The organism is Belliella kenyensis (assembly GCF_022549675.1).
GTDB lineage: Bacteria > Bacteroidota > Bacteroidia > Cytophagales > Cyclobacteriaceae > Belliella > Belliella kenyensis.
On the sequence record NZ_JAKZGR010000031.1, the window covers coordinates 1 to 10,774 of the forward strand.

The following is a 10,774-nucleotide window of genomic DNA, read 5'->3' on the forward strand; positions in this document are numbered from 1 at the left end:
TCTTGAAGTTGGTTATAAAGTCTCAATAAATTTCGGCAAAAAGCATGAAGACTAGAATGAAAGAGATTAGTAGTTCTGAAACCAGATTACAACAAATAATTATTTTGGTAGTTTCATTAATGCTATTTATTAGTTTTGGGCTTACATATTATGTGAATCAAAACATTAATACTTTAATTATGTTGGCTGCCGGCTTGATAGTGATGTTTTTAATAAATTATATAAGTATAAAACTTAATGCTATTATAATTGATAAAGGGAAAATATATATAAGAAGTATTATAAATAATCATATTATCAAAATTAATGACTATGTAGTTGTTAAATCTTCTTTTCTTTCTCCAATTTTATATTTTATTGAAGTTTCTGGCAAGAAAAGATTCTTTTTTATACCTAAATCAGATTTTTATTTCAAAAGTCTTTTGAAATTCAAAAGTGGTGAAATGTTGAAAATCTTTAATCAAATGATTGAAGCTGAAATGAAAAATTCGTTGTAAGATGAAAGTTCCAATTTTAGATTGGAAAGTAATAAGTACCTCTACAACGGTAAGGAGCTGATCTCTGACCTGAATCTTAATTTGTACGACTATGGAGCTAGAATGTATGATCCTGCGATAGGGAGGTGGGGAGTCATTGATCCAATGGCAGATAAAATGAAAAGCAATTCACCTTATAATTATGCTTTTAACAATCCGGTTCTATTTGTTGACCCGGATGGTATGTTTCCTATTGTGATACATGTTAGAAGCTTTGCGCCTTATAAATCGTTTGGAGCAAGGGGTTGGCATGGTGATAATAGAAGTTTTAGTTTGGATCCTAGTGCTTCATCAAGATTGACTCAAAGAACACATTATGAAACAAGCACAGGACAATATTCTCATAGATATTCAGGCAACATGTCTTACTCCAATTATGGAGCAATGGCTTATTCTGAAGCATATTTAAAAGATAAGGGGTCTGGAAATGGTCAAATCAGGAGCCATTTATATGGGAACAATGATGCGGTTTTCCCTGTGGGATTTGGTGGAAGTATGGTTCCGATTGATGGGGGTCCAACATGGGATATTGATATACATACAAGTTTGAGAATTGCTACATCTGATTTGGATAACGGCAATCAACTTCTATCTATTTCAGGTCAAATTGCAGGTGACAGATTTCCTGATGCTGAAGCTTATGTTACTGATGCAGAAGGAAATTCAGTTTGGCTTGGAGCATTTGCGAATCAAGTTGGCCCTGATATTGGTCCATTTATCACTTTGGCAGGAAATAACAAAAGGCCAATGATTGATATTAATGTTGGTATTGTTACTGATAAAAATGGTGTTTTCACTGGAGTAAGGGCAGGTGATCAAACAATTTCACTTGATCAATGGAATAAAGATAATTCGGGTCCAATGTCAGTAGACGAGTTCAAAAAACAATATAAAGATTTGTACAAAACCTTATTTGGTAACCAAGAATAAATTTTTAAAAGATGCTAAATATCATTCAAAGAAGGAATTTGGAGATACCCTTGATAATTATGGGGGTTCTGGTTCTCACATCTTTTCTTCCATTGATTCAAATATTAATAATGACCTTAAATGGAGCGATTATTTATCCGATATACACTATTGTTGATAATGATGATATTGTTTCAAGATATATTCTTATTACTGATTCTTTAATGTCATTGCTAGGCTTGATATTTTTTTATGTATCATTTAAGAAGTCATGGAGAATATTCTCAGCAATATTTACGGTCTTGTTTTTGTTGCCATTAATGGTCTTGATTTTTGGGTTTATTGAGACAGATGTGTACTTCTTACAAAATTTAATTGCAGGGTTAGCCGTGGGTTTGATTCTTTTGTTTGTCGCGTTATTAAAAAAGTTTCCTGCTAGCAAATAATACTTAAAAAGACATCCAAAAGTAAAAAAGCTTCTACAGTTGATGTAGAAGCTTTTTTAATGTGCCAGTTTCTGCACATGCCTTTTGGTAATAAAAGCATCTAGGAAGGTTTTTACCAGGTGTTTGTCCTCATTGTCGAGCTGCTCCACTTCTTTGAACTGCCTGATCAGTTCTTTATCTGTAAGTTGTGCGGATGCCGCTTTGTCCTGGCTTCCATTCATCAGGTAGTCAGTGGAGGTATCCAGAGCCTTTGCCAGGCGCTGAAGTACTTCAGAAGATGGGTTTGACTTTTGCGTCTCATACTTTCCAATCTGCATATAGGTTAGTCCCACCTTTGTGGCCAGCTCCTGCTGGGTCATTTTTTTCTGGATCCTTAACTCTTTAATTCTTTCCGCTATTGCCATGTTTTAAAACATTGAAGTGTTGAATACAAATAGCTAAACATCAAAAACACGGATTTTGCTGCTTTTATGAAACATATGAGATAAAATTAAATACACCTACGATGCCCGTGGCAGCAAGCTGTCTCAGAAAACGGTAGATGGAGGAACTACCAAGGTTTCGGATTATGTAGGAGGCTTTGTATATGAGGACAACAAGTTACAGTTTTTACAACATAATGAAGCGGTTAAGCCGTTAAGAGACAGTCCAGTGGACTGTTTTAGGCTTAAGCCAGGTTGCGGGAAGGAGTAGCCAAAAGAAATGCATCAGGTACATTCTAAGACCACGAGTATCAGCATTAAACTTCCAATCTAATGTTGGTTTTATTTCCTCAAACTGTTTTTCATGCTTGCGGGTGGGATGACGGAGATCCGGGCCAGCGGTGGCCTGTAGCGTGGATAGGATTTCTCCGTCTTGACTTTTTTGTTACTTTTTGTGTCAAGACAAAAAGTATGAGGAATTGATCAAGATAATCTTTACCATTTCACTAACTGTCCAAAGTTTTCCTATTATATTTTTAGTAAGAAATAACGATCATTTACACACGATCCTACAATCGTAAGGATTCAATTGATGCTCAAGTTTATGTGAAATACCTGGATCCAAATACCACAGGAACCTCAGGGTCAGCCTTTGCGCAGCTGATCACTAATTTGGCAAATAATGCCTCAAGTGTAGTGATAGATGGAGCCACGGCTGGAACCAACCCGATGCCCTTCGCAGGCTTGATGGGCTATGGAAGTGACAACTCCACAGGGCCTAAAGCATACCTGAATGTACTGGTCTTTGACCAAAACTATCAGTTATTGACATCATCTTTTGTTCCAGTGACTACAGCAGCCAGGGAAACAGGATCAAATGTACCACACCAATATTTAAAATCTCCTCAAATCACCATTCAGCAACCAGGATATGTGTATATTTACTTCTCCAACGAGAATCCAACTCCCGTTGAAGTGTTCTTTGACGACTTCAAGGTAACCCATACCAACAGCCCGATAATCCAGAAGGATGACTACTATCCATTTGGGATGACGTTTAATTCCTATTCGGCACCTAGTGGGGTGGGGCAGAAGTTCAAGTTTAATGAAGGAAGTGAGTGGATAAGTGAAAACAACTTGAATCTATACTGGACACCGAATAGACTTTACGATCCAGTTTTGGGGAGGTTTCAAGGTTTAGACAAGCTTTCAGATATGTTTACTTCAATCAGTCCAATGGTATTTAGTTTTAATAATCCGTTGAAGTTCAAAGATCCAACAGGATTGTCAGGAAAAGGTGATGAATGTGAAAATTGCACTGAGTTGCCTGAGATAATAGTTACGGCAACAAGATTATCCAGAAGTGGTTCAAATAATAGTATTACTTTGTTTTCATATATTTCAAGTAATAATCCAATTCAAAGAAACTTGGGACTGACAGCCAAAAACAAAGGCTTAAACGCTGCCCATGATCTCATGAATCGCGGACAAAAACTCCATTTCAGCGAGGGCGAATACATTACTGCAAAAAATTCAGACTACATGGATGGAATAAAAGCAATGGTGGCTTATGGGGTAACAGGTTCTATGATAGCTGTAGCTGCAAGTCCTATTTTGATAGAAACTTTGGCACAATCTGGAATTACAGGATCTATGGTCAGAGATTTATTTGTTTTACCGAAAATGTCTGTTCAGGCAAGATTTATGAGTGGTGGATTAGAAACTTTAAGCCAGCTAGGTACTGATACAAAATTCCGAGATTTGGACTATTTCGACATTGCCACCCAAAGTGTTTTTGGGTTCAATACATTTGGAAGTATCCTTACAGGTTCGGTTTTGGATTATAAACCTTTCACTCGTGCAGAAGGTACTTTTTATGGGCTTTCTTTAAATCAAGGTAATCGAGGTGTGACAAATTTAGGTATGGGAGCGGCCGCAGGGTTTGCAACTGATTTTATAACTAATACTGTAAAGTCTCCCGGAGCATCTTTTGTGTTGTTTTTGAGTACAGATATGATAATGAAATTTAATGCCAATCAAATTAATAAGAGTAATAATGATTAAACCTAATAACTACAATGACTGGACAGATCCTCATACCAAAGTGGCTCTTGGTTTATTTTTCGTATTCTTGTCTATTGCTTTTGGATATGGAGTGTATAAAAGTTATATTGCTTCTACATCTGAATTAAGATATACAGTAATCGTTTTTTATGAAAAATATTCTGATAGTAAGACAAATGGTATGAAGGTTTCATATATGGCTGAGGGTAAGATGAGGTTTGATAATTGTTTAACCATGGCATGTAAGAAAATTAAAATAGGAGAAAGAAGACTTGGATACTTTTATGTTGATGACCCTGCTTTTTATGGATTTCTTGAAATAATAGTTCCTGATTCGGTAGAAGCTCCAAAGAATGGCTGGAAAGAAATACCTGAATTTTTGAAACCGAAGAAGTGATTATAATTTTGGGAGAAACATCAAGATTCAATATTGTAGTGGGTGTGCGGGTAGTTTGAAAACGACTCGAACACATCTAAAGATTTTGTGATTCGGGAAATAGCCGATCATCTGATAAAACTTATTAATTACAACTGAACTAAAAATCTATATTTTTCACACCATGGGCAACCAACTCAGCAAGGTGACGGATGCCACAGGGATTGACTCAGGCTTCAAAGATGGAGCAAATGTAGCCGAGGAATATCTCTATGACCTAAACGGCAACATGACAGTTGATAGGAACAAAGGCATTACGTCGATTACTTACAACCCACTGAATCTACCAAGCAAGGTCACCTTCAGTGCATCCAAATACATAGAATATACCTACGATGCCAGTGGCAGCAAGCTGTCCCAGAAAACGGTAGATGGAGGAACTACCAAGGTTTCGGATTATGTAGGAGGCTTTGTATATGAGGACAACAAGTTACAGTTTTTACAACATAATGAAGCGGGTAAGCCCTTAAGAAACAGTCCAGTGGACTGTTTTAGGTTTAAGCCAGATTGCGGGAAGGAGTAGCCAAAAGAAATGCATCAGGTACATTCTAAGACCACGAGTATCAGAATTAAACTTCCAATCTAATGTTGGTTATATTTCCTCAAACTGTTTTTCATGCTTGCGGGTGGGATGACGGAGATCCGGGCCAGCGGTGGCCTGTAGCGTGGATAGGATTTCTCCGTCTTGACTTTTTTGTTACTTTTTGTGTCAAGACAAAAAGTAAGAGGAATTGATCAAGATAATCTTTACCATTTCACTAACTGTCCAAAGTTTCCCTATTATATTTTCAGTAAGAAATAACGATCATTTACACACGATCCAACAATCGTAAGGATTAAATAGATGCGGAAGTTTATGTGAAATATCTGGATCCGAGTACCACGGGAACCCCGGGCTCAGCCTTTGCACAGCTGATCACCAATTTGGCAAATAATGCCTCAAGTGTAGTGATAGATGGAGCCACAGCTGGAACCAACCCGATGCCCTTCGCAGGCTTGATGGGCTATGGAAGTGACAACTCCACAGGGCCTAAGGCATACCTGAATGTATTGGTCTTTGACCAAAACTATCAGTTTCAGCCAAATCAGAGCACTTTCAAATCAGTAACTTTAGCAGCCAGGGAGACAGGAGGCAGCCCACAACCTGGCCCAAAGACTCTCGTCTTTGTCCTCACATGAACTCGTAAAAACTATTCAAATCACAATACAAAAACCAGGATATGTGTATATTTACTTCTCCAACGAGAATCCAACTCCCGTTGAAGTGTTCTTTGATGACTTCAAGGTAACCCATACCAACAGCAACATAGTCCAAAAGGATGACTACTATCCCTTTGGGATGACGTTTAATTCCTATTCGGCACCTAGTGGGGTGGGGCAGAAGTTCAAGTTTAATGGCAAGGAAAGGGAAGAGTTGACAGGCTGGGATGACTTTGGGGCTAGGATGTATATGAGTGATTTGGGGAGATGGGGAGTTGTGGATCCATTGGCTGATATTTATCTAGGATTCAGTCCATATAATTTTACCCTTAATAATCCCATCAAATATATAGATCCAAATGGAATGTGGGTGGAAGGGGCAAATGGTTATTCGACAAATGATCCTGATGAGATGAGGGATATTATGAGGCTGCTCGAACAACAGCAACAAAGGAAAGAACAAAAAGAGGAAGATAAAAAGAATAGAAAAAATCAAGAAGCTATTAGTGGTAGTGGGATAGCCTTGGGCGGAGTTGGCACAACTGCATACTTAGGAGAACGACTTTCAAGTAATATTTTGGGTAGCAGGTCAGGATATACATCTGGAAAAATTTTAGAAAACAGTCCTTTTAATTATTCAAAGCAAAGAGCAGGGAATATAAAGACTGGTTTAAAATTGACAGGTTTTGCTTTAACAATCTATGGAATAGCAGACACTGAATTTCAATTTGATCAAGGAAATATTAGTGATGGAAGAAGGAGATTGAATCATTTGAATAATGCATCAGGGTTGGCATATCCTATTTTAGCTGTTCCAATTGCTGTGGGAGATTATGTAGGACAAACCCACTCTGAGCAAATTACAAGCATTGTAGCGGAACCAGGAGGCTTTGTTTTTGAATCGATGAAACGAGTTCTTCAAATATTGGGAATTCCAACTGAAAAGAAATAATGAATTTTATAAATGTAATTTATTTAGGATGGTATCATATACTGGATAAAACAGTTTATTTATACGGTAGAGAAAATGACGGTTTTGGACTTAAAGAACATGCTTTTTGCATAGCTTTCTTACTTCACGGTATAAATATTTGGAGTTTGACTAGGTTTATATTAATAAAGTGTTTTAATATGACTTCAAATCTATATTTATCACTTTTTATACTTGTAAGCATATTACTATTAGGCTATTTCTCATTTTTGAAAAATAAAGCTGACAATATTATTATATCTGAAGTTAGTTTATTCAAAGGTATTGTTATGATTGCAATTACTTTGGTTTATTCTTTTATCACAGTTTATTTAATGTTTGAGGTTGGAAACCAAATTCGAGATATGAGGTTTGAAATTACATAACCCATACCAACACCCCGATAGTCCAGAAGTACCTTCCGCACATCCTGGCTCAAAGACTCCCGACTTTGCCCTCCATTTGGGATGACGTTTAATTCATACTCGGCACCTAGTGGGGTGGGGCAGTCATTCAAGTTTAATGGCAAAGAAAGGGAAGAGCTGACAGGCTGGGATGACTATGGGGCTAGGATGTATATGAGTGATTTGGGTAGGTGGGGAGTTGTGGATCCTGTGGCTGATATTTATCTAGGGTTCAGTCCATATAACTTTACCCTGAATAACCCCATCAAATATATAGATCCAAATGGAATGTGGGTAGAAGGAGCAAATGGTTATTCGACAAATGATCCTGATGAGATGAGGGATTTTTTGAGACAGCTCGAACAACAACAGCAAAGGAAAGAGCAAAAAGAAGAATATAAAAAGAAAACAAAGACCATAGATCATAATAATTGCTGTCCTCAAAACAGAGAAGAAAAAAATAGTAATTATCAATTATCAACTTCGATATCTATAGGAGCACAAGCAGGTTTTAATATTAATAACGTTTTGAAAGCTGATTTAAATTTAGCTTCTACACCTTTGTTGAAATTAGAATCTGGAAGAAATAGTCTTATTGATTACCCTCTTAAATACAGAAACAGTTTAACCATTGATCAATCAGCTGGTGTATCGGTTGTTGGATTTGGTGTTTCAGGGGCAAATAATTTCTTAGGAGATTTGACTGGTGGTTATTCAGGACTAAATCAAACAGCCACATTATATGGCCCACCAATAGCTCCTCCTTTTACCACAAATTTCGTAGAAAGGAAAAAAATGGAAAATGGACCATCAACTACTGAATCTGGAATGGTATTTAACATGTCAGTTTCTTTTATCGTAAAGTTTGATTTCTCATTAAAAATATTCTATTAAAAATGAAAAAAATAGCTTATATGTGCATAATAATTTCTATCATATGTTTTTGTTTAGATTTATTGTTTAAATTTTTTATTTGGCCAAGTTTTATTAATTTCTTGTTATTTTCTATAATTTTTGCCTTGATTTTTATTTGGGCAATCATTTATATTACTTATTCGAAAATTATAGTACGCTTATTAATCTCTTTTGTTGCACTTCTTTCTTGCGTAATGGCAATTCAATTTTTCCACCTTTCAAAGGTTTTTAAAACTTCCCAACCTTATCTAGTCACTATAGAAGCTATTAAGGAAAATGACGAAATACTTAACATAGTCGGTAGTGATTTTGAGTTAAATAGTATTATTTCAGGTGATTTAACTGCTGATACTGCATATTTTAGTTTTAAGCTTAAAGGCAAAAATAAAACAATTAGAATATATTCAAATGTAAAAAAATATGATAATGATAAATGGAATATCACTAAATTGTCTTTTAAAGAATGAAGTATATAAATATTCAAGTTCAATGGAAAAGAAGGGGAAGAGCTGACAGGATGGGATGACTTTGGGGCGAGGATGTATATGAGTGATTTGGGGAGATGGTGTGTTGTGGATCCAGTGGCTGATATTTATCTAGGGTTCAGTCCATATAACTTTACCCTGAACAATCCCATCAAATATATAGATCCAAATGGAATGTGGGTAGAAGGGGCAAATGGTTATTCGACAAATGATCCTGATGAGATGAGGGATTTTTTGAGACAGCTCGAACAACAACAGCAAAGGAGAAAGCAAAAAGAAAAAATCTATGAAGGAGGTACACTAGATGAGTTTACTGTATCAGCTCCAAGGTCATTTGACGGTGTTTTGGGAAGGGCCGCGGACAAGTGGATGGCGGATGGAAAGAACTATTCTACTTTCGGGAATATTGGTTTTAACACAAATAATATTTCTACTACCTCAATTTCATTGTTTGAAGGTTCTGGTTTTTATCTAAATGGAATAACTCCTGTGGGAGGTATAGCAATGGAACTAGAAAAAGTACGATATACCGGTGATAATGGTAAAAAAACATCCGATTGGTTTTTCACAGTCAGAACAGGTTGGGGCTTAGACGTAGGAATGGGGGGGATGGTAACAAAATATAATACTCAGAGTAGTGTTCTCAGAAATGGAAATATTGAAGGCGCTTCTGCTCATCTATCAATTTTAAATTATCAAAATACACAATCATTAAACTTCTCATGGCAGGATGGTTTACAAATCGGACAAACCACTGGACACTCGATGTCAATTGGTGTCAGTCCAACTTTCCCAGTTAAATTATCCGGCAGTGTGGGAGTAGGTTATACCTTTAATATATCAAATCTTAGAAGATAAAATTTATGCAGTATGAAAAAAACCATTTTATTTATCTTATTTATAGTGCTTATTCAAAGTTGTGATTATTGTAAAACGGCAGAAAAGATAGCAAAGAGAGAAGTTATTGGTATTGTTGATTCCAAAAAGAAACTTGATTGGAATAGAGGTGAACAAACTATAATGTATAAAAATGCAGAAAATCAAATCAAATGCTATGAGATTTTAATGGATGAAAGCGGGTTGTGGGATTTTGTTGAAAAAGGAGATAGTTTGTATAAACCGCTTAACAATAAAACAATGAAGGTTTATAGAAATGGTGAGTTAGCTGGGAAGTTTTTGTTAGATATAGGTTGTTTAAAACATTTAAGAAATGAGAAATAGCATATTTTGGCTATTACATAAATATATAGCTTATACACCTTGTTCTTTTGAAGGGATTGAGAAACAATTACTGAATGAAGAAAACTTTAGCTTTTTTAAATTCTCATCTTTGAAATCAGGTCACCAAATACTAAGACTTTCCTTCAATTTGACTCTTATAAAATTATTACAAATAGACATAATAAAATTAAACGTCAAAGGAGTGAAAAATTATATCGAAATAAAATTACGATTTTCAAATTTATTACTGTTAGTTTATTTTTTTCAATTGATAATGAGTTTAATATTTCTTACCGAAGCCATACTTTATTTGGAGAGCGATATTATTAGATTTTTTCTTATGATATTGCCGATTGTGATTTACATTATCGCCATGATAAACTTTTTGTTATTTAAATCCTATGCATTAATAAGGATAAAGGAAAAAGGTATTGTTATTGAGAAAAAAAAGTTAACTTCAAATAAATAGTATTTTCAATAAACAATAAGTTTAAAGCATGTGAATAGGCTTACCCATACTACGGAAAGGAACTTCTGGACGATCACAACCTCTATCTATACGACTATGGAGCCAGGGGATATGACCCGGCTATAGGGAGGTGGAGCGTTGTGGATCCTGTGGCTGATATTTATCTAGGGTTCAGTCCATATAATTTTACCCTGAATAGTCCCATCAAATACATAGATCCAAATGGGATGTGGGTAGAAGGAGCAAATGGTTATTCGACAAATGATCCTGATGAGATGAGGGATTTTTTGAGACAGC

15 protein-coding genes and 1 pseudogene are annotated in these 10,774 nt (G+C 35.9%); 15 read left to right on the plus strand and 1 reads right to left on the minus strand.

Translation table 11 applies throughout. The features are described from left to right. Positions 1-44 precede the first annotated feature (44 nt). The 3 genes from MM214_RS18485 to MM214_RS18495 are packed head-to-tail and all read left to right on the plus strand — an operon-like array spanning position 45 to position 1,891. Positions 45-497 carry a hypothetical protein gene (locus MM214_RS18485; RefSeq protein WP_241297661.1) on the plus strand — a complete coding sequence of 151 codons (453 nt, stop codon included), beginning with the start codon at positions 45-47 and terminating at the stop codon, positions 495-497. Between the two features lie 21 nt (positions 498-518). After that, on the plus strand, positions 519-1,466 hold the full coding sequence (locus tag MM214_RS18490; RefSeq protein WP_241297662.1) for an RHS repeat-associated core domain-containing protein: 948 nt from the start codon (positions 519-521) through the stop codon (positions 1,464-1,466). An 11-nt stretch (positions 1,467-1,477) separates the two neighbouring features. Next, complete coding sequence (locus MM214_RS18495; RefSeq protein ID WP_241297663.1) at positions 1,478-1,891, plus strand: hypothetical protein; 414 nt, start codon at positions 1,478-1,480, stop codon at positions 1,889-1,891. Positions 1,892-1,947: 56 nt separating this feature from the next. Here MM214_RS18495 and MM214_RS18500 read toward each other — a convergent pair whose 3' ends face one another. Beyond that, positions 1,948-2,295 carry a helix-turn-helix domain-containing protein gene (locus tag MM214_RS18500; RefSeq protein WP_241297664.1) on the minus strand — a complete coding sequence of 116 codons (348 nt, stop codon included), beginning with the start codon at positions 2,293-2,295 and terminating at the stop codon, positions 1,948-1,950. Between the two features lie 624 nt (positions 2,296-2,919). Between MM214_RS18500 and MM214_RS18505 the strand changes: the two genes are divergently transcribed. The 12 genes and pseudogenes from MM214_RS18505 to MM214_RS19180 form a co-directional block, all read left to right on the plus strand. Continuing rightward, complete coding sequence (locus tag MM214_RS18505; protein ID WP_241297665.1) at positions 2,920-4,377, plus strand: RHS repeat-associated core domain-containing protein; 1,458 nt, start codon at positions 2,920-2,922, stop codon at positions 4,375-4,377. Continuing rightward, positions 4,370-4,774 carry a hypothetical protein gene (locus MM214_RS18510; RefSeq protein ID WP_241297666.1) on the plus strand — a complete coding sequence of 135 codons (405 nt, stop codon included), beginning with the start codon at positions 4,370-4,372 and terminating at the stop codon, positions 4,772-4,774. Before MM214_RS18505 ends, MM214_RS18510 begins: the two co-directional genes overlap by 8 nt. Positions 4,775-4,937: 163 nt before the next feature. Beyond that, positions 4,938-5,336, plus strand: a complete 399-nt coding sequence (locus MM214_RS18515) for an RHS repeat domain-containing protein (protein WP_241297667.1) — start codon at positions 4,938-4,940, stop codon at positions 5,334-5,336. Between the two features lie 335 nt (positions 5,337-5,671). Continuing rightward, a complete protein-coding gene (locus MM214_RS18520) occupies positions 5,672-5,992 on the plus strand; it encodes a hypothetical protein (RefSeq protein WP_241297668.1) in 321 nt (106 codons plus the stop codon). 43 nt (positions 5,993-6,035) lie between these two features. Continuing rightward, on the plus strand, positions 6,036-6,965 hold the full coding sequence (locus tag MM214_RS18525; RefSeq protein ID WP_241297669.1) for an RHS repeat-associated core domain-containing protein: 930 nt from the start codon (positions 6,036-6,038) through the stop codon (positions 6,963-6,965). Next, a complete protein-coding gene (locus MM214_RS18530; RefSeq protein WP_241297670.1) occupies positions 6,965-7,369 on the plus strand; it encodes a hypothetical protein in 405 nt (134 codons plus the stop codon). The genes MM214_RS18525 and MM214_RS18530 overlap by 1 nt, the downstream gene beginning before the upstream one ends. Before the next feature lie 81 nt (positions 7,370-7,450). Beyond that, positions 7,451-8,281, plus strand: a complete 831-nt coding sequence (locus tag MM214_RS18535; RefSeq protein ID WP_241297671.1) for an RHS repeat-associated core domain-containing protein — start codon at positions 7,451-7,453, stop codon at positions 8,279-8,281. Between the two features lie 2 nt (positions 8,282-8,283). Continuing rightward, the gene (locus MM214_RS18540) at positions 8,284-8,769 is read left to right on the plus strand and encodes a cytochrome c oxidase assembly factor Coa1 family protein (protein ID WP_241297672.1); all 486 of its coding nucleotides are present in this window, start codon (positions 8,284-8,286) and stop codon (positions 8,767-8,769) included. Positions 8,770-8,778: 9 nt separating this feature from the next. Then, positions 8,779-9,645, plus strand: a complete 867-nt coding sequence (locus tag MM214_RS18545) for an RHS repeat-associated core domain-containing protein (protein ID WP_290295114.1) — start codon at positions 8,779-8,781, stop codon at positions 9,643-9,645. 12 nt (positions 9,646-9,657) lie between these two features. Continuing rightward, positions 9,658-10,008, plus strand: coding sequence for a hypothetical protein (locus tag MM214_RS18550; protein ID WP_241297674.1), 351 nt, complete (start codon positions 9,658-9,660; stop codon positions 10,006-10,008). Next, positions 9,998-10,477, plus strand: coding sequence for a hypothetical protein (locus tag MM214_RS18555; RefSeq protein WP_241297675.1), 480 nt, complete (start codon positions 9,998-10,000; stop codon positions 10,475-10,477). The genes MM214_RS18550 and MM214_RS18555 overlap by 11 nt, the downstream gene beginning before the upstream one ends. Positions 10,478-10,533: 56 nt before the next feature. Next, a pseudogene (locus tag MM214_RS19180) lies at positions 10,534-10,774 on the plus strand (RHS repeat-associated core domain-containing protein); the annotation flags it as partial.

Coding starts and splice junctions, on each gene's coding strand:
- MM214_RS18500 (WP_241297664.1), bottom strand. CDS start 2,295: ATGGCAATAGCGGAAAGAATTAAAGAGTTAAGGATCCAGAAAAAAATG.
- MM214_RS18495 (WP_241297663.1), top strand. CDS start 1,478: ATGCTAAATATCATTCAAAGAAGGAATTTGGAGATACCCTTGATAATT.
- MM214_RS18515 (WP_241297667.1), top strand. CDS start 4,938: ATGGGCAACCAACTCAGCAAGGTGACGGATGCCACAGGGATTGACTCA.
- MM214_RS18530 (WP_241297670.1), top strand. CDS start 6,965: ATGAATTTTATAAATGTAATTTATTTAGGATGGTATCATATACTGGAT.
- MM214_RS18510 (WP_241297666.1), top strand. CDS start 4,370: ATGATTAAACCTAATAACTACAATGACTGGACAGATCCTCATACCAAA.
- MM214_RS18555 (WP_241297675.1), top strand. CDS start 9,998: ATGAGAAATAGCATATTTTGGCTATTACATAAATATATAGCTTATACA.
- MM214_RS18540 (WP_241297672.1), top strand. CDS start 8,284: ATGAAAAAAATAGCTTATATGTGCATAATAATTTCTATCATATGTTTT.
- MM214_RS18535 (WP_241297671.1), top strand. CDS start 7,451: ATGACGTTTAATTCATACTCGGCACCTAGTGGGGTGGGGCAGTCATTC.
- MM214_RS18485 (WP_241297661.1), top strand. CDS start 45: ATGAAGACTAGAATGAAAGAGATTAGTAGTTCTGAAACCAGATTACAA.
- MM214_RS18550 (WP_241297674.1), top strand. CDS start 9,658: ATGAAAAAAACCATTTTATTTATCTTATTTATAGTGCTTATTCAAAGT.